17 protein-coding genes are annotated in these 17,826 nt (G+C 65.9%); 13 read left to right on the forward strand and 4 right to left on the reverse strand.

The features are described 5' to 3' along the window. Window positions 1-111 precede the first annotated feature (111 nt). The 4 genes from ACZYZE_RS16620 to sdhC all read right to left on the reverse strand — a co-directional run bounded on the left by ACZYZE_RS16620 (window position 112) and on the right by sdhC (window position 3,720). Window positions 112-894 carry a succinate dehydrogenase iron-sulfur subunit gene (locus ACZYZE_RS16620; protein ID WP_326967968.1) on the reverse strand — a complete coding sequence of 261 codons (783 nt, stop codon included), beginning with the start codon at window positions 892-894 and terminating at the stop codon, window positions 112-114. Between the two features lies 1 nt (window position 895). Next, window positions 896-2,704: a succinate dehydrogenase flavoprotein subunit gene (gene sdhA, locus ACZYZE_RS16625; protein WP_459318281.1), complete on the reverse strand. Its 1,809-nt coding sequence runs from the start codon at window positions 2,702-2,704 to the stop codon at window positions 896-898. A 143-nt stretch (window positions 2,705-2,847) separates the two neighbouring features. After that, a complete protein-coding gene (locus ACZYZE_RS16630) occupies window positions 2,848-3,336 on the reverse strand; it encodes a succinate dehydrogenase hydrophobic membrane anchor subunit (protein WP_459318282.1) in 489 nt (162 codons plus the stop codon). Window positions 3,337-3,339: 3 nt separating this feature from the next. Further along, on the reverse strand, window positions 3,340-3,720 hold the full coding sequence (gene sdhC / locus ACZYZE_RS16635; RefSeq protein ID WP_459318283.1) for a succinate dehydrogenase, cytochrome b556 subunit: 381 nt from the start codon (window positions 3,718-3,720) through the stop codon (window positions 3,340-3,342). 268 nt (window positions 3,721-3,988) lie between these two features. On the opposite strand from sdhC, the gene ACZYZE_RS16640 reads away from it, so the two are divergent. From ACZYZE_RS16640 to ACZYZE_RS16700, 13 genes are all read left to right on the forward strand, one after another. Beyond that, a complete protein-coding gene (locus ACZYZE_RS16640) occupies window positions 3,989-5,122 on the forward strand; it encodes a mannose-1-phosphate guanylyltransferase (protein ID WP_459318284.1) in 1,134 nt (377 codons plus the stop codon). Window positions 5,123-5,219: 97 nt separating this feature from the next. Continuing rightward, entirely contained in the window at window positions 5,220-6,419 is a 1,200-nt protein-coding gene (locus tag ACZYZE_RS16645; RefSeq protein ID WP_463908952.1) for an amidohydrolase, read from the forward strand. An 83-nt stretch (window positions 6,420-6,502) separates the two neighbouring features. Beyond that, entirely contained in the window at window positions 6,503-6,964 is a 462-nt protein-coding gene (locus tag ACZYZE_RS16650) for a MarR family winged helix-turn-helix transcriptional regulator (protein WP_463908954.1), read from the forward strand. Window positions 6,965-7,127: 163 nt separating this feature from the next. Next, window positions 7,128-7,559: an organic hydroperoxide resistance protein gene (locus tag ACZYZE_RS16655; RefSeq protein ID WP_463908956.1), complete on the forward strand. Its 432-nt coding sequence runs from the start codon at window positions 7,128-7,130 to the stop codon at window positions 7,557-7,559. Further along, window positions 7,556-8,587, forward strand: coding sequence for an NADP-dependent oxidoreductase (locus tag ACZYZE_RS16660; protein ID WP_463908958.1), 1,032 nt, complete (start codon window positions 7,556-7,558; stop codon window positions 8,585-8,587). Before ACZYZE_RS16655 ends, ACZYZE_RS16660 begins: the two co-directional genes overlap by 4 nt. 320 nt (window positions 8,588-8,907) lie before the next feature. Next, on the forward strand, window positions 8,908-10,017 hold the full coding sequence (locus ACZYZE_RS16665; RefSeq protein WP_459318290.1) for a BMP family lipoprotein: 1,110 nt from the start codon (window positions 8,908-8,910) through the stop codon (window positions 10,015-10,017). Window positions 10,018-10,186: 169 nt separating this feature from the next. Beyond that, complete coding sequence (locus ACZYZE_RS16670; protein ID WP_463908960.1) at window positions 10,187-11,806, forward strand: ABC transporter ATP-binding protein; 1,620 nt, start codon at window positions 10,187-10,189, stop codon at window positions 11,804-11,806. Continuing rightward, window positions 11,799-13,211 (forward strand): ABC transporter permease, encoded by a 1,413-nt coding sequence (locus tag ACZYZE_RS16675; RefSeq protein WP_463908962.1) that lies wholly within the window; start codon window positions 11,799-11,801, stop codon window positions 13,209-13,211. Before ACZYZE_RS16670 ends, ACZYZE_RS16675 begins: the two co-directional genes overlap by 8 nt. Then, complete coding sequence (locus ACZYZE_RS16680; RefSeq protein WP_459318293.1) at window positions 13,208-14,548, forward strand: ABC transporter permease; 1,341 nt, start codon at window positions 13,208-13,210, stop codon at window positions 14,546-14,548. Before ACZYZE_RS16675 ends, ACZYZE_RS16680 begins: the two co-directional genes overlap by 4 nt. Window positions 14,549-14,550: 2 nt before the next feature. Next, window positions 14,551-14,955: a cytidine deaminase gene (locus ACZYZE_RS16685; protein WP_459318294.1), complete on the forward strand. Its 405-nt coding sequence runs from the start codon at window positions 14,551-14,553 to the stop codon at window positions 14,953-14,955. After that, window positions 14,952-16,283: a thymidine phosphorylase gene (locus ACZYZE_RS16690; RefSeq protein ID WP_463908965.1), complete on the forward strand. Its 1,332-nt coding sequence runs from the start codon at window positions 14,952-14,954 to the stop codon at window positions 16,281-16,283. Before ACZYZE_RS16685 ends, ACZYZE_RS16690 begins: the two co-directional genes overlap by 4 nt. Before the next feature lie 94 nt (window positions 16,284-16,377). Then, window positions 16,378-17,010, forward strand: coding sequence for a DedA family protein (locus ACZYZE_RS16695; protein ID WP_463908967.1), 633 nt, complete (start codon window positions 16,378-16,380; stop codon window positions 17,008-17,010). Window positions 17,011-17,108: 98 nt separating this feature from the next. Then, the coding region (locus tag ACZYZE_RS16700; protein ID WP_463908969.1) for a DedA family protein at window positions 17,109-17,826 on the forward strand (718 nt) is incomplete at its 3' end.

Raw genomic sequence — 17,826 nt, forward strand, 5'->3', positions numbered from 1 at the left:
ACATGACGGCCGCCCGGTCCTCATCGAGGTGGAACGACGACGGCGCCCCCACCGGAAGGTGAGTGGCGCCGTCGTCGTGCTTCTGTTGTCTATGTTCTGGCAAACGAGTCGCTAGATCTTGCGGGACAGGATGGCCTGCTTGACCTCGGCGATCGCCTGCGTGACCTGGATGCCGCGGGGGCACGCCTCGGTGCAGTTGAAGGTGGTGCGGCAGCGCCACACGCCTTCCTTGTCGTTGAGGATCTCCAGGCGCATGTCGCCGGCATCATCACGGGAATCGAAGATGAAGCGGTGGGCATTCACGATCGCCGCCGGGCCGAAGTACTGGCCGTCGGTCCAGAACACCGGGCAGGACGAGGTGCACGCGGCGCAGAGGATGCACTTGGTGGTGTCGTCGAACCGTTCGCGGTCCTCGGCGGACTGCAGGCGTTCCTTGGTGGGCTCGTGGCCCCGGTTGATCAGGAAGGGCATCACTTCACGGAAGGACTGGAAGAACGGTTCCATGTCCACGATCAGGTCTTTCTCGACCGGGAGGCCCTTGATCGGCTCGACCGTGATGGGCTTGGACGTGTCCAGGTCCTTCAGCAGGGTCTTGCAGGCGAGGCGGTTGCGGCCGTTGATGCGCATGGCATCGGAACCACAGACGCCGTGGGCACAGGAACGGCGGAAGGAGACGCTGCCGTCGATTTCCCACTTGATCTTGTGCAGGGCGTCGAGGACACGGTCGGTGCCGTACATGGTGACCTTGAAGTCATCCCAGGTGGACTCGTCGGAGACCTCCGGGTTGTAGCGGCGCACCCGCAGGTGGACGTCGAAGGACGGGATGTCCCCGCCGCCCCCGATGTGGGCGGGCAGTTCGATCTTGGAGGCTGGCTCAGCGAGTTCAGCGGTCATCTTAGTACTTCCTCACCATCGGCTCGTAACGCGTAAAGACCACCGGTTTGGTGGCCAGCCGGATGCCCGCTGTTGTTTTTGCGGTTCCCGCAGCCCCGTCCGCCGGAGCATGCTCATCCTTGTACGCCATGGAGTGCTTCATGAATTTTTCGTCGTCTCGCTCGGGGAAGTCCTCGCGGAAGTGGCCGCCGCGGGATTCCTCGCGGTGCAGGGCGGCCACGGTCATGACCTTGGCCAGTTCCAGCAGGAAGCCCAGTTCCACGGCCTCGAGCAGGTCCAGGTTGAAGCGCTTGCCCTTGTCCTGGACGCTGATGCGCTGGTACCGCTCCTCGAAGGATGCGATGTCCGTCAGGACCTGGTTCAGCGTGTCCGCGGTGCGGAACACCTGCATGTTCGCGTCCATGGTGTCCTGCAGTTCCTTGCGGATTGCGGCGACCTTTTCGCTGCCGTCCGAGGTGCGGACGTGGTCCAGCAGGTTCAGTGTGTAGGCCTCCGCCTCGGCGGGGAGCTCCACAAAATCAGCGGTCTTGGCGTACTCGGCGGCGGCGATGCCGGCGCGCTTGCCGAAGACGTTGATGTCCAGCAGCGAGTTGGTGCCCAGCCGGTTGGATCCGTGCACGGACACGCAGGCAACCTCACCGGCGGCGTAGAGTCCCGGGACGACGGTGTCGTTGTCCTGGAGCACCTCGGCGCTGATGGTGGTGGGGATGCCGCCCATGGCATAGTGCGCCGTGGGGAACACCGGGACCGGCTCCGTGTAGGGCTCAACACCCAGGTAGGTGCGGGCGAACTCGGTGATGTCCGGCAGCTTGGCGTCGATGTGCGCCGGCTCAAGGTGGGTCAGGTCCAGCAGGACGTAGTCCTTGTTCGGGCCGCAGCCGCGTCCCTCACGGACTTCGTTGGCCATGGAGCGGGCCACGATGTCCCGGGGTGCGAGGTCCTTGATGGTGGGCGCGTAGCGCTCCATAAAGCGCTCACCCTCGGAGTTGCGCAGGATGGCGCCTTCGCCGCGGGCGGCCTCGGAGAGGAGGATGCCCAGGCCGGCGAGGCCTGTCGGGTGGAACTGGAAGAACTCCATGTCCTCCAGCGGAATGCCGCGGCGGAACGCAATGCCCATGCCGTCACCGGTGAGGGTGTGGGCGTTGGAGGTCGTCTTGAAGACCTTGCCGGCGCCGCCGGTGGCGAACACCACGGACTTGGCCTGGAAGACATGCAGTTCACCGGAGGCGAGGTCGTAGGAGACGACGCCGGCCACGCGCTTCTGCTTGTACGGGGTGCCGTCCTCGCGGACAGCGTCTTCCTCGACGGTCAGCAGGTCAAGGACGTAGTACTCGTTGTAGAACTCAACGTTGTGTTTGACGCAGTTTTGGTACAAGGTCTGCAGGATCATGTGGCCGGTGCGGTCGGCGGCGTAGCAGGCGCGGCGGACCGGTGCCTTGCCGTGGTCGCGGGTGTGGCCGCCGAAACGGCGCTGGTCAATCCGGCCCTCCGGGGTGCGGTTGAACGGCAGGCCCATCTTTTCCAGGTCCAGGACGGCGTCGATCGCTTCTTTCGCCATGACCTCGGCGGCGTCCTGGTCAACCAGGTAGTCGCCGCCCTTGATGGTGTCGAACGTGTGCCACTCCCAGTTGTCTTCCTCGACGTTGGCAAGCGCTGCACACATGCCGCCCTGCGCCGCGCCCGTGTGGGAGCGGGTGGGATAGAGCTTGGTCAGTACTGCTGTTCGCGCGCGCTGACCTGATTCGATCGCCGCGCGCATCCCGGCGCCACCGGCACCGACGATGACGACGTCGTACTTATGGACCTGCATACCAGACGCTCTTTCTCTCAAAATTCGCTAACAAACCACGGGGCGGCGGAGCCTGCCCAGTGAAACTCCTGCCTGCGCGTGGCAGGCAGGATCGGATGCCGTTTTGGGCCCCGCCGTGCGGGAGGGCCTGAACGGCTGTGCCGCTACGGCGCGGGGCAGAATCCGCCGGGCAGCTGGACACCGTTGACCACGGGGCACGGGTCAAAGGTGAAGATGACCATGGTGCCAAGGACGATGATGACGGTGGTGGCCGCATAGAGCACGATCTTAAGCCACAGACGGGTCGCGTCCTTTTCGGCGTAGTCATTGATGATCGTGCGGACGCCGTTGGTACCGTGCAGCATGGCGAGCCACAGCATCGCCAGATCCCAGGCCTGCCAGAACGGGTCGGCCCATTTGCCGGCAACGAAGCCGAAGTCGATGGCCTTGATGCCCTCGCCCACGAGCAGGTTGACGGTCAGGTGCCCGAAGATCAGGACAACAAGGACAACGCCGGAAAGCCGCATGAAAAGCCATGCGATCATTTCGAAATTGCCCCGGGAGGCACCGTTGCGCCGGTACTGCGGGGCAATCCGGTCGCTGCCGACCTTCGCCTTTGCGCTGCGGGGACTCTGGATTTCAGTTGCACTCATGGCTTAGTGACCTCCGAGGGCGAGGGAAAGGTGGCGGATGGAGAAGCCCACCATGACGACGGCCCAAAGAACCAGCACCGTCCACAGCATCTGGCGCTGGTACTTGGCGCCCTTCTTCCAGAAGTCGACGGCGATGATCCGCAGGCCGTTGAAGGCATGGAACACGATCGCTGCGACAAGGCCCGTTTCACCCAGGGCCATCAGGGGGTTCTTGTAGGCACCGATCACGGCGGTGTAAGCCTCGGGGGACACACGCACCAATGAGGTGTCCAGCACATGGACCAACAAGAAGAAGAAAATCACTACACCGGTAATACGGTGTCCAACCCAAGACCACATGCCTTCACGGCCGCGATACAAGGTGCCAGCTGGTTTTGTCGGCACTGAATAAACCTCCCTGCAACACAGCGGCGCTGGCATGGGATCCACGCGGGGGGAACGCCTGCTGCGAGAGCACTCGTAAGCTCAAGCCTAAATCTAGGCTTCGCTCACAGCTTATTCAATTCAGCCACTCGTTGGTGACGACGCCCGGCGGGGTTTTCGGCCGGTTTTGAGACGAACGCCACATTCCCTTGTGCGCGGGGGAGCCCTCCGCCCGGGCCCGGTGCCATGTTAAGGGGCTTGCGCATCGCCTTCGGCTAAAGTAGCCGTGATGACTACTGACAAAGTGACAAGCCACGATTCACCCCTGAGCCGTTTTATTGCGGTGATTCCGGCGGGTGGTGTGGGGACCCGCCTCTGGCCCCTGTCGCGGGCAGCCGCCCCCAAGTTCCTGCACGACCTCACGGGTTCGGGCAGCACTTTGCTGCGTGCAACCTACGACCGCCTCGAGCCGCTTGCCGGCAAACGTGTCCTCGTGGTGACCGGAACCGCCCACCGCGCCGCCGTCTGTCGCCAGCTTCCCGAGGTCCAGGACGCCGATCTGGTACTCGAAAGCGAGCCGAAGGATTCCGGGGCGGCAATCGGCCTTGCCGCGGCGATCCTGCACGAGCGGGATCCGGACGCGATCATGGGCTCCTTCGCCGCAGACCAGGTCATCAGCCCGGACAACCTCTTCCAGGACGCCGTCCGGGAGGCCATCCACACCGCCGCGGCCGGCAAGATCGTCACCATCGGAATCAAGCCGACCCACCCGTCCACAGGCTTCGGCTACATCCGGGCGGGCGAAAACCTCAGCGTGCCCGGCGCCCCGAGCGCCCAGGCCGTCGTCGAGTTCGTGGAGAAGCCGAGCGAGGAAGTGGCCCAGCAGTACGTGGACAGCGGCGAGTACGTCTGGAACGCCGGCATGTTCGTCGCCCCCGTCTCGCTGATGCTCAAGCACCTGGAAGCCAACCAGCCCGAGCTCTTCGCCGGGCTGCAGGAAATTGCCAAGGCCTGGGACACGCCGCAGCGCGACGAGGTTACGGCCCGCGTCTGGCCCACCCTGCCCAAGATCGCCATCGACTACGCCGTCGCAGAACCGGCCGCTGCCGCCGGAGACGTCGCTGTGGTCCCCGGAACGTTCCGCTGGGACGACGTCGGGGACTTCGCCTCGGTGGGCCGGCTCAACAGCGCCAAGGAGGTCGACGACGTCACCGTGATCGGCGAGGGCGCCCGCGTCTTTACCGAAAATGCCAGCGGCGTCGTCGTGTCCGACACCAAGCGCGTGATTGCGCTGATCGGTATCAAGGACGTGGTCATTGTCGACACCCCGGATGCCCTGCTGGTCACCACCAAGGAACACTCCCAGCGCGTGAAGCAGGCCGTTGACGCGCTGAAGGCCAGCGGTGACACGGACGTCCTTTAGCTCCTGCGGGGCGCCCGTTCCGGCGGCGGATGTTCCGCAAACCGTAACGCGCCGTACGCGATGCCGCTATTTTTTGTGCGCTCGCTAGAGTTATTCCGTGCGCAATTACACTACTGAAGCTGAGCCCACCACTTTGGTGGGGCCGTGGCTGGAGCCAATCCTGCCGGAGCTGATCGCTTTCCGACGTGACTTGCATGCGCACCCGGAGCTGTCCTTCAAGGAGTTCCGCACCACGGACAAACTCGTGAAGCGCCTCGAGGAAGCCGGACTCAGGCCCCGCCGCCTCGAAGGCACAGGCCTGACGGTGGATATCGGCGAAGGCCCCATCGCCACCGCCCTCCGCGGGGACATCGATGCCCTGCCCATCATCGAGGAAACCGGCCTCGGGTTCGCTTCGAAGAACCACGGCGTCACGCATGCCTGCGGGCACGATGTCCACACCACCACGATGCTTGGGGCCGCCCTGATCCTGCAGCGCATGCACGAGGAGAAACCGCTGCGCGGTTCGGTGCGGATCATCTTCCAGCCCGCCGAGGAAACCATGCCCGGCGGCGCCCAGGCCTGCATCGAGCAGGGCGTCCTCGAGGGCGTGCCCCGCATCTTCGCACTGCATTGCGACCCCCGGATCGACGTGGGAAAGATCGGTACCCGGATCGGCGCCATCACCTCAGCCTCGGACACGATCAAGATTGAACTCACCGGACGCGGCGGTCACACCTCACGCCCGCACCTGACCGAGGAACTCGTCTTCGCCCTCGCGCAGATCGCGGTCAACGTCCCGGCAGTGCTGTCCCGCCGGGTCGACGTCCGCAGCGGCGTCTCCGTGGTCTGGGGCCAGATCTCCGCCGGTTCCGCCCCCAACGCCATTCCGGCCAGCGGATACATGGCCGGCACCATGCGCTGCCTGGACCGCGATGCCTGGCACAGCGCCGGCGAGATCCTCGACGACGTCGTGCAGCAGATCGCTGCACCCTACGGCGTCGACGTGCACCTGGAACACACCCGCGGCGTGCCTCCCGTGGTGAACTCGGAACATGAGACCGCCCTGATCGAGGCCGCCGCCCGCGCCGAGATCGGCGAAGGCGCCGTGGTCCTGACCCCGCAGTCCATGGGTGGGGAAGACTTCGCCTGGTTCCTGGCGGACCTTCCGGGCGCCATGATGCGGCTCGGCACCAAGACTCCCGGCGGCGAAGAGTACGACCTGCACCGCGGCGACTACATCCTCGACGAACGCGCCCTGGGGCTGGGCATCCAGGTCTTGACAGCCGCTGCCCTCCGTACCCTCCGCGACCTCTAAACCCCGTATGCACGACGCATCGTTTCCTCCGCACGCCATCCATTTAGGTTGTGCACAATTCAATTGTGGACTATCGTGGTGTTATGACCGACGCTCCCCTTACGGCTCCAAGCCTCAACGCACCCCGCCTCAGCCGGCAGGTCTGCTTTGCCATGTACTCGGCCTCGCGCGCTGCCACGGCGGCCTACCGGCCCATGCTCGAGGGGCTCGGCCTGACCTACCCGCAGTACCTCGTGATGCTGGTGCTCTGGGAAGAGCATCCCCGCAGTGTGCGGGAACTGGGAGAGGAGCTCGGGCTCGATTCCGGCACCCTGTCGCCGCTGCTCAAGCGGCTCGAAGCCCTGACCCTGGTGGAACGGCGCCGGTCCGCGGAAGACGAGCGCCGGGTGGAGATCTTCCTGACCGACGCCGGCTCCGCGCTGAGCGCCGAGGCCGCCGGCATCCCGCAGCGGCTCGCGGACGCCGCCGGGCTCTCGGCCGCTGAACTTGACCAGCTGCGCGAGACGCTCGGCCGGCTCGCCGCCGCGCTCCACCGCACCCGCTGACCACCTCCCTGCCTGCGCGGCCGACGTCGGACGACGCGGCCGACGTCGAAATCGCGGGAGGAGCGCCACTTCGCCGGAAGACTACGGCGACTCCGCAGGCTTCCGGCGATTTTCCCGCTGGACACCGCGGTCCCAACACCTTTTCCCAACAGATCGGAACCCCTTGAAGACTCTCTACACCGCAGAAGCACTAGCCTCGGGCGAAGGCCGGGACGGCACCGCCGTCACCCAGGACGGCAAGCTCAGCGTTGCCCTGGCCAGCCCCGTGGAACTCGGCGGCAACGGCGAAGGAACCAACCCCGAGCAGCTCTTCGCCGCCGGGTACGCGGCGTGCTTCCATTCCGCGCTTCGGCTCGTCGGCCGCCAGCAGAAGGCGGACCTGACGGATTCCGCCGTCGCCGCCCGGATCCACCTCGGCGCCCTCGGCGACGGATCCGGCTACGGCATCGCCGCGGAACTCGAGATCGCGCTGCCCGCCGTGGACCGGACAACGGCGGAGGCCCTCGTGGCCAGGGCGCACGCAGTCTGCCCCTACTCCAATGCCACCCGCGGCAACATCACTGTCGACATCAAGATCCTGGAGGTCGCCGCATGAGCGCCAACACCGAAACCACCACCCTTCCCGCCGCCACCCGCGAGATCCAGCTGGCGTCCCGCCCGCACGGCCGCCCCGCACCGGAGAACTTCCGGCTGGCCGAGACGGCCCTGCCTGATCTCAAGGACGGCCAGGTCCTGGTCCGGAACCTCTACATCTCGGTGGATCCCTACATGCGCGGCCGAATGAACGACGTCAAGTCCTATTCCGCACCGTTCGCCCTGGGCGCCGCGCTCGACGGCGGCGCCGTAGGCGAGGTCATCGCGTCCCGTGCCGAGGGGCGCGCGGTGGGCGACGCCGTCGTCCACTCCCTCGGCTGGCGTGAATACGCCGTCGTGGATGCTGCGGCCACCACCCCGGCGCGCACGGACCTCGCCCCGGCCTCCGCGTTTCTGGGTGCGCTGGGCATGACCGGGCTCACGGCCTACGCGGGTCTGCTGAAGGTGGCCGAGTTTAAGGCCGGCGACGCAGTGTTCGTCTCCGGAGCGGCCGGCGCCGTGGGCTCGCTCGTGGGACAGATCGCCAAGGCCAAGGGCGCCTCCCGGGTGATCGGCAGCGCCGGAACCCCGGAAAAGGTGGCGCGGCTGCTGGAACTCGGCTTCGACGCCGCGTTCAACTACCACGACGGCCCGGTGCGCGAACTGCTGCAGGACGCTGCCGGCGCGGACGGAATAGACGTCTACTTCGACAACGTGGGCGGGGAGCACCTCGAAGCGGCGCTTTCGGTCCTGAACGTGGGCGGGCGGGTGGCCCTGTGCGGGGCCATTTCGCAGTACAACTCGACCGAGGCAGCGGCGGCCCCGCGCAATCTCGCCGTCGCGATCGGCAAGCAGTTGACCCTGCGCGGCTTCCTGGTCAACGGGCAGCGGCAGCACGCGGCGGAATTCGCCCAGCAGATGGCGGCCTGGCTCGCCGACGGCACCGTGAGCTACGACGAGACGGTCGTCGATGGGCTGGAAAATGCGCCGCAGGCCTTCATCGACCTCCTGGACGGCGCGAACACCGGCAAGATGCTGGTCCGGATCTAACCCGGACAAACCCGCCCGACGCCGCCCCCGGCGCCGTTTCCTCCCCGGATCCGGCGCCGGGGGCTATTGCATGTGGGCTTATGCGTGCGCTTGCGCAGGAGCTGTGACTACCGCTTGGTAACAAGTTCTCAACAATCTGTGGAATCACCGTGAACTGTGCTATCTGCACGTGTCCTAGGACACTAAAGTAATTGGCATCAGTGCGCCTCGGCGCAGTGCTGCGAACTCCATCAGTGAAAACAGCGTTTCAGCGGCAAAACCGCCAACAGACACTCATTGAACTCCTGTCGTAGCGCCTACTCTTTCTTCCTGGAGGAAAATTGAAGAACTCACTGCGTGCAACCCTCAAGCGCGGTTCAATGGCGGGGGTCGCCACCGCGGGTGCGGCTGCTCTCCTGCTCACCGGCTGCGGGGCTGCCCCGGATGCCGGCAGCAGCGCCACCAAGACGGCCAGCAACTTCACGGGCTGCATCGTCTCCGACTCGGGTGGATTCGACGACCAGTCATTCAACCAGTCGTCCTATGAAGGCCTGAAGAAGGCCGAGAAGGACCTGGGCATCAAGGTGAACCAGGCCGAGTCCAAGACCAACAACGACTTCGAGCCCAACCTGCGCGCCATGGTCACGGCCGGCTGCAACCTGACTGTCACGGTCGGCTTCCTGCTCGGCGATGCCACGAAGGCCCAGGCCACGGCGAACCCGGACAAGCACTTCGCCATCATCGACTTTGGCTACGAGACCCCGATCAGCAACGTCAAGCCGATCATCTACGACACGGCCCAGGCCGCCTTCCTTGCCGGTTACCTCGCGGCAGGCAGCACCAAGACCGGAACGGTTGCCACCTTCGGCGGCATCAAGATCCCCACGGTCACCATCTTCATGGACGGCTACGCCGACGGCGTGAAGTACTACAACGAGAAGAAGGGCAAGAACGTCAAGGTTCTTGGCTGGGACAAGGCCAAGCAGGACGGCTCCTTCACCGGTGACTTCGAAAAGCAGGACAAGGGCAAGCAGTTCACCCAGAACTTCCTGGACCAGGGCGCTGACATCGTTATGCCCGTCGCAGGTCCGGTCGGCAAGGGCGCCGGCGCGGCCCTGAAGGAAGCCAAGGCAGCAGGCAAGGACGTCAAGCTCATCTGGGTTGACTCCGACGGTTTCCTCACGGCACCGGATTACAAGGACATCATGCTCTCCTCCGTGATGAAGCAGATGGGCGAGGCCGTTGAGACTGTTGTGAAGGAAGACAAGGACGGCAAGTTCAGCAACACGCCGTACGTTGGCACCCTCGCGAACGACGGCGTCCAGCTGGCTCCGTTCCACGACCTTGACTCCCAGGTCCCGGCCGAGCTGAAAACCGAGCTGGCCCAGATCAAGAAGGACATCGCCGACGGCAAGCTGAAGGTTGAATCCGCAGCAAGCCCGAAGGTCTAACTTCCTCCGCTAAGCGCCGCGGCCCGTACGGTCATTTACCGCACGGGCTGTGGCGCTTTTCGTTGAGCGGACTCCGCTCTGCGCCCGGCCGCAGGCACTAGGCTGGTGCTGCAGCCCCATTTTCCCGTCCGGACCCCGCGATCCGGACACTTCGAGATTGGTCAGAGTTTTGAAACTTGAACTCAAGGGGATCACCAAACGCTTCGGCTCCCTGGTAGCCAACGATCACATTGATGTGGTTGTTGAACCCGGGCAGATTCACTGTCTGCTCGGCGAGAACGGTGCTGGCAAGTCCACGCTGATGAACGTCCTTTACGGGCTGTACGAGCCCACCGAGGGAGAAATCCTTGTGGACGGCAAACCCGTCACCTTCCGCGGCCCGGGCGACGCCATGGCCGCCGGCATCGGCATGGTGCACCAGCACTTTATGCTGGTCCCCGTCTTCACGGTGGCAGAAAATGTCGCCCTCGGCGCGGAAACCACCAAATCGGGCGGATTCCTGAACCTGGATGACACCCGGCGCAAGATCCGGGAGATTTCAGACCGGTACGGCTTCGACGTCGATCCCGACGCCCTGATCGAAGACCTGCCCGTCGGCGTGCAGCAGCGCGTGGAAATCATCAAGGCACTCGTCCGCGATGCCAAGGTGCTCATCCTCGATGAGCCCACGGCCGTGCTGACTCCCCAGGACACCGATGAGCTTTTGGATATCATGCGCCAGCTCAAGAGCCACGGAACTTCCATCGTCTTCATTTCGCACAAGCTCCGCGAGGTCAAAGCAGTCTCCGACACCATCACGGTGATCCGGCGCGGCAAGGTGGTCGGCACAGCCGATCCCGGCGCCTCGACGACGGAACTTGCTTCCATGATGGTGGGCCGGGCCGTCAACCTGACCCTGGACAAGGCCCCGGCCAAGCCCCAGGAAAAGACCTTTGAGGTCACGGACCTCACCGTCATCGCGCCCAGCGGCCAGCACGTTGTGGACGGCATCAGCTTCGACATCGCCCGCGGCGAGATCCTTGCCATCGCCGGTGTCCAGGGCAACGGCCAGACAGAACTGACCGAGGCCATCCTGGGCCTGCAGGACCGTGTCCACGGCTCCATCCTGCTTGACGGTGAAGAGCTCGTGGGCCGCAGCGTCAAGGACGTCCTCAAAGCCGGAGTCGGCTTCGTGCCCGAAGACCGCTCGGTCGACGGCCTGATCGGCACGTTCTCCATTGCCGAGAACCTGATCCTGGACCGCTACGACCAGGCACCGTTCGCCAAGGGCATTAGCATGAGCCCGGCCAAGGTGCTCGAGAACGCGAAGACCCGGATCGAAGAGTTCGACGTGCGCACGCCGTCCGGTTCGCTCGCCGCAGGCACCTTGTCCGGCGGCAACCAGCAGAAGGTTGTTATGGCGCGGGAGCTTTCCAGGCCGCTGCGCCTCTTCATCGCCTCCCAGCCAACCCGCGGCGTCGACGTGGGATCCATCGAGTTCCTGCACAAGCGCATCGTGGCCGAACGGGACCACGGCACCCCGGTGATGATCGTCTCCACCGAACTCGACGAGGTCATCGAACTGGCCGACCGGATCGCCGTGCTTTACAAGGGCAAGCTGGTCGGGATCGTCCCGGCCGGCACCGGCCGTGACGTCCTGGGCCTGATGATGGCCGGGCTGTCCCCGGACGACGCCCATTCCGACAGTGCAACCAAGAACCAGGCAACCGCCCCGGCACCGATCCCGGCGCCCGCCGCCCACCCCGCGCAGGATTCCACCTCCGGCGCCGTAGGAGAGCACCATGACTGAACAGAACCCGCCCCGCCCCGCGGCCGAACCGGGTCCGGACGAGTCGCCGGCAACACCGGCGCCGGACATGCATCCTTCCGGGCAGGAGACGCCTCAGCAGGACGCCGCCTTTGTCACCTCGCTGGACACGGCGGGCGGGGCGATGCGGCCCTCGGCGGTTCCCGTCTCGGCCCAGAGCGGATCCATTCCCGGCGGTCCGGAGGACGCGGACTCGGTGCTGCGCAAGATCTTCACCGGCAACGGCATCGTGACCATCCTGGCTGTGCTCCTGGCGCTGATCCTCGGCGGGCTGCTCATTGCCAGCACGGACAAAGTGGTCGCCGCCACGTCCGGCTACTTCCTGGCCCGGCCCGGCGACTTCCTCACCGCCGTCTGGTCGGCCGCCACCGGCTCCTACGTCGCGCTCTTCCAAGGCGCTGTCTTCAATCCCCGCGGGACAGGAGCGGCCGGACAGTTCGCCCCCCTGATGGAGACCCTCACCATCGCCACCCCGCTGATTACCGCAGGCCTCGGCGTCGCCCTGGCATTCCGTGCGGGCCTGTTCAACATCGGTGCGCAGGGCCAGATCATCATGGCCGGCATCGTCGCGTCATGGGTCGGCTTCGCGCTGCACCTTCCGCTGGGCCTGCACCTGCTGCTGGTCCTAGTGGCCGGCGTCGCCGGCGGCGCTCTCTGGGGCGGCCTCGTGGGCCTGCTCAAGGCCCGGACCGGCGCCCACGAGGTCATCGTGACCATCATGTTCAACTACATCGCGCTCTACTTCGTGCGCTACCTGCTCGACACCCAGGCCTTCCAGCGCCCGGGTGAGACAACCCCTATTTCCCCGATCCTGGACCCCACCGCCGTGTACCCCCTGATCTTCGGCAGCCAGTACCGGCTGCACCTCGGCTTCCTGCTGGCTATCGCGGCGACAGTGCTGGTCTGGTGGCTGCTGAACCGCTCCACGATCGGCTTCGAATTCCGTGCCGTCGGCGCCAACCCTAAGGCTGCCCTGACCGCCGGCATCAACGTCCCGCGGGCAACGATCCTGGTGATGGCCATCGCCGGCGGCCTGGCCGGCCTGGCCGGCGTCGCGCAGGTGGCAGGCACCGAAAAGGTCCTGACCGATGGTGTCGCGGCAACGTATGGCTTTGATGCCATCACCGTTGCGCTGCTGGGACGTTCGACGCCGTGGGGCACCTTCGCCGCCGGCGTGCTGTTCGGCGCCTTCCGCGCCGGCGCGGTCCAGATGCAGATCCAGACCGGAACCCCCATCGACATAGTCCTGGTGGTCCAGTCGCTCATTGTGCTGTTCATCGCGGCGCCGCCGCTGGTCCGGGCGATCTTTGGACTCAACCCGCGCAAGAAGAAGCCCTCAACCGCCGGCACATCCAAGACGGCAGCAACCACCGGAGGTGCAGCATGAGCACAACAGCAACGTCGCCCCAGCCGGGAAACCCGCAGCCGGGGCCCCGGCAGGGAGAATCGCCGTCGGCAAAGGACCGCAAGCCGGCTCAGTCGGCCAAGCCCGTGACCTGGAAGCTGCCGGTGACGCTGCTGGTGCTGGGCATCGTCGCGTTCATCCTCTTTGGCCTGATGGGTCCCCACGAGACCGCCAGGTTCGGAGTGTCCTCCGGCGGAGACTTCCTCCAGTTGCCCGCGATCGAGGTGCCGGCCTTCCTCTCCGGGGTGGTCCTCTCCGTGATCATGGTGGGCCTCGCGGGTTATGCGATGTTCCTGAAGACGAAGAACGTCCGGCCCCCGCGCTGGCTGCCGGTCGCGTTCGCTGTCCTGTTCGTGGTTGCCTTCCTGATCTGGGTGGTCGGCGGCGCCCGGACCCCCAGCATCTCGCTGGCCGGTCTCATCGCAGGGTCCGTGACCCTCGCCGTGCCGATCGTCTTTGGTTCCCTGTCCGGCGTCCTGTGCGAGCGCGCCGGCGTCGTGAACATCGCCATCGAAGGCCAGCTCCTGGGCGGTGCCTTTACGGCCGCCATTGTGGCTAGCCTGACCAACAACCCCTACGCGGGCCTGCTCGCGGCGGCCGTTGCGGGTGCCCTCGTGTCGATGGTGCTGGCGGTGTTCAGCATCAAGTACGTGGTCAACCAGATCATCGTCGGTGTGGTGCTCAATGTCCTGGTATCGGGCCTCACCGGCTTCCTGTTCAGCACCGTGATGCAGGCCAACAAGGAAATGTTCAACTCGCCCGGCCGGCTTCCCATCATCGAAATCCCGGTCCTGTCCAGCATCCCGGTCCTCGGCCCCATCCTGTTCAAGCAGTCGGTCGTGGGCTATCTCATGTACGTGGCCGTGATTGTGATCTGGGTCGGGCTGTTCAAGACCAAATGGGGACTCCGGGTCCGGGCCGTGGGTGAACACCCGCAGGCGGCGGACACGCTGGGCATCAAGGTCAATGCGACGCGCTTCTGGAACGTCACCCTGGGTGGCGCCGTAGCCGGAATCGGCGGATCGTTCTTCACCCTCGTGGCGATCGACAGTTTCACCAAGGAGATCTCCGGCGGCCGCGGATTCATCGCCCTGGCGGCAATGATCCTGGGCCGCTGGAATCCGATCGGGGCGTTCCTCGCGGCGCTGCTGTTCGGCTTCGCGGACAACCTGCAGAGCATCGTGACGATCATCGGCACCCCCGTGCCGAGCCAGTTCATGGCCATGCTGCCGTACCTCCTGACAGTGTTTGCCGTCGCCGGATTCGTCGGACGCTCCCGGCCCCCGGCCGCCAGCGGCATACCCTACGTCAAGGGTTGACGGTGACCGCGAACGACGTCGACTGGGGCGCCCTCGAGGCCGCCGCGGCCGCCGCCATGACGAACGCCTACGCACCCTATTCGAAGTTCGCGGTGGGGGCAGCAGCCCTCACCGCGGACGGCCGGATCGTCAGCGGCTGCAATGTCGAAAACGCCAGCTACGGACTGACCCTGTGCGCCGAGTGCGCCCTCGTGGGCAACCTGCACATGACCGGAGGCGGCCTGCTCCGCGCCTTCTACTGCGTCGATGCGGGCGGTAACATCCTGATGCCGTGCGGCCGCTGCCGGCAGCTGCTGTATGAATTCCGGGCTCCCGACATGGAGCTCATGACCACCCAGGGAATCAAGACCATGGACCAGGTCCTTCCCGATGCCTTTGGCCCCCAACACCTGGAGGAACCCCAATGACCCAACAGACACAAACCCCAAACATGACCGAAGCGTTCGACGCCGTCGACATCATCCGCATTAAGCGGGACAAGGGCGTGCTCAGCCCCGCCCAGATCGACTGGACCATCGACGCCTACACCCGCGGCGCCATCGCCGACGAACAGATGGCCGCGCTGAACATGGCCATCCTGCTCAACGGCATGGACCGGGCCGAGATCTCCCGCTGGACCGCGGCGATGATCGCCTCCGGCGAACGGATGGACTTCTCCAGCCTGCGCCGGCCCGACGGCAGCGTAAAGCCCACGTCCGACAAGCACTCCACCGGCGGCGTGGGGGACAAGATCACCCTCCCGCTGGCACCCCTCGTGGCGGTCTTTGGGGTCGCCGTGCCACAGCTCTCGGGCCGCGGTCTGGGCCACACCGGCGGGACCCTGGACAAGCTCGAATCGATCCCGGGCTGGCGTGCGGCGCTGAGCAACGAGGAAATGCTGGCCCAGCTCCAGGACGTGGGCGCGGTCATCTGCGCCGCAGGCGCCGGGCTGGCCCCGGCCGACAAGAAGCTCTATGCCCTGCGCGATGTCACCGGCACGGTCGAGGCCATCCCGCTGATCGCCTCCTCGATCATGAGCAAGAAAATCGCCGAAGGCACCGGCTCGCTGGTGCTGGACGTCAAAGTGGGCAGCGGCGCGTTTATGAAGGACCTGGCACGGGCCCGCGAACTGGCCGAAACCATGGTGGCCCTGGGGAAAGACGCCGGTGTCAACACTGTGGCCCTGCTGACCAACATGAATACGCCCCTGGGCCTCACCGCGGGCAACGCGATTGAGGTCGAGGAATCGGTCGAAGTGCTCGCCGGCGGTGGACCGGAAGACGTGATCGAACTCACGGTCCGGCTTGCGGAGGAAATGCTCGCCTGTGCCGGTGTCCACGACGCCGACCCCCGGGCCGCCCTGAAGGACGGCCGGGCCATGGACGTCTGGAACCGCATGATCGAGGCGCAGGGCGGGGATCCCCGCGCCAAGCTGCCGGTTGCCAGGGAATCCGAGGTCATCTACGCGCCGGCCGACGGTGTGCTGGTGGAACTCGACGCCATGGCCGTCGGCGTCGCGGCCTGGCGTCTCGGTGCCGGGCGTGCCCGCAAGGAGGACCAGGTCCAGGCCGGTGCGGGAATCCGCATGCATGCCAAGCCGGGCGCACTGGTAAGGGCCGGCGAGCCGCTGATGACCCTGCTGACGGACACCCCGGAGAAGTTCGAGCGGGCCAAGGACGCCCTGGAGCACGCCGTCGTGATTGCCCCGGAAGGCTCCCGTCCGGCGCAGCAGCTCATCATCGACCGCATCGCCTGAAATCCCCGGCCCCGGCCGGCGTCCGACGTTCACCGGCCGGCGCCGGCAGTACACTTAGCCCCACAGCAGTGCTCCCGTTGTTTGTTAGGAAACCGTGCAGGCAATCAACGACTTCATTCTGGCCGCCGCAGGGCAACCCTGGGTACTTTTCCTCGTGTTCGCCTGCTGCGTGATTGACGGCTTCTTTCCGCCCATCCCCAGCGAATCCGTCGTCGTCGGGCTGGCCGCCGTGGCCGCCACCGCCGACATTCCCAACCCGCTGTTCCTGGCGGCGGTTGCCGCCGCCGGGGCCTTCCTGGGCGACAACACGGCGTACCTGATCGGACGCGGCACCGGAACACAGCGCTGGGCGTGGATGCGCGGCCCACGGATGCAGAGGGCGTTCCGATGGGCCGGTGCGGAACTGCGCAAGCGGCCGGCATCGCTGATCCTCGTGGCGCGGTTTGTGCCGATCGGCCGGGTTGCGGTCAACCTGACCGCCGGAGCCACGCACTATCCGCGGGCCCGGTTCGTGGGGCTGACGGTGCTCTCGGCCGTACTCTGGGCGAGCTACTCCGTGGCGATCGGGCTTTTCTTCGGCCAGTGGTTTGAGGAGAACCATCTGCTCGGCGTCATCGTTGCCGTCATCTGCGCGATCGGCCTGGGCATCGCGGTGGACGTTGTCATCAGCAGGGTGCGCGGGAAGCTCCCGGAGGATGCGGAGCCTGTCCCGCCGTCGGAGCCCTGAAAAGCCCATTGATTTACCCGGCCGGAACGTAGCGGATACCTCCCGGCCGTGGGACACTGAAGAGCGTTTTCCGACACTTTCCTAGGAGCACTCCCCGCGTGGAATTCATCAATGAGGCTATTCTTCATGCCGCGGGACAATGGTGGATTTATCCGATTCTCCTGCTCTTTTGCTTCATCGACGGCTTCGTGCCCATTCTGCCGAGCGAAACACTGATCGTTGCCCTGGGCGCACTCTCCGTCACGTCCGGCCAGCCCAATATGTGGCTTGTTATGGCCGCCGGTGCCCTCGGGGCCATCGCCGGTGACAACATGGCCTACCTGCTGGGCCGGCATATCGGCGTCGAGCGCTTCCGCTGGATGCGCAAACCGAAGGTCCAAAAAGCCCTGCACTGGGCCCGCTACGAGCTCGACAAACGCGGCGCGATGCTGATCTTCACGGCCCGCTACATTCCGGTGGGGCGCGTGGCCGTCAACTGGATCGCCGGAACCACCGGCTACCCCCGGCGGCGCTTTGTCATCCTGGACATCTTTGCTTCCATCACCTGGGTGGCCTACTCTGCGGGCATCGGTATCCTGGCCGGGAACTGGGTCCACGAACACCCGCTGCTCGGGGTCGGGATCGCCATCGCCTTCGCCATCGTGCTCGGCATCGTAATCGACCACCTGCTGACCTGGCTGCACCGCTGGCGCGACACCCGCGGCGCCGCCGCGTCCGCCAGCCGGGCCGCCGTCCTGGCCGCCGACGCGAAGGCCGCCCACGCCGGGTCGCACCCCGCACCGGCGGCCCCGCAGTTGCAGGCGCCCGTGCCGGCCC

It is taken from the genome of Pseudarthrobacter woesei, assembly GCF_055412745.1.

Bases quoted from the DNA above. Each gene is read 5' to 3' on its own strand.
- ACZYZE_RS16620 (WP_326967968.1), bottom strand. From the start codon at position 894: ATGACCGCTGAACTCGCTGAGCCAGCCTCCAAGATCGAACTGCCCGCC.
- sdhA (WP_459318281.1), bottom strand. From the start codon at position 2,704: ATGCAGGTCCATAAGTACGACGTCGTCATCGTCGGTGCCGGTGGCGCC.
- ACZYZE_RS16630 (WP_459318282.1), bottom strand. From the start codon at position 3,336: ATGAGTGCAACTGAAATCCAGAGTCCCCGCAGCGCAAAGGCGAAGGTC.
- ACZYZE_RS16640 (WP_459318284.1), top strand. From the start codon at position 3,989: ATGACTACTGACAAAGTGACAAGCCACGATTCACCCCTGAGCCGTTTT.
- ACZYZE_RS16650 (WP_463908954.1), top strand. From the start codon at position 6,503: ATGACCGACGCTCCCCTTACGGCTCCAAGCCTCAACGCACCCCGCCTC.
- ACZYZE_RS16660 (WP_463908958.1), top strand. From the start codon at position 7,556: ATGAGCGCCAACACCGAAACCACCACCCTTCCCGCCGCCACCCGCGAG.
- ACZYZE_RS16675 (WP_463908962.1), top strand. From the start codon at position 11,799: ATGACTGAACAGAACCCGCCCCGCCCCGCGGCCGAACCGGGTCCGGAC.
- ACZYZE_RS16680 (WP_459318293.1), top strand. From the start codon at position 13,208: ATGAGCACAACAGCAACGTCGCCCCAGCCGGGAAACCCGCAGCCGGGG.
- ACZYZE_RS16690 (WP_463908965.1), top strand. From the start codon at position 14,952: ATGACCCAACAGACACAAACCCCAAACATGACCGAAGCGTTCGACGCC.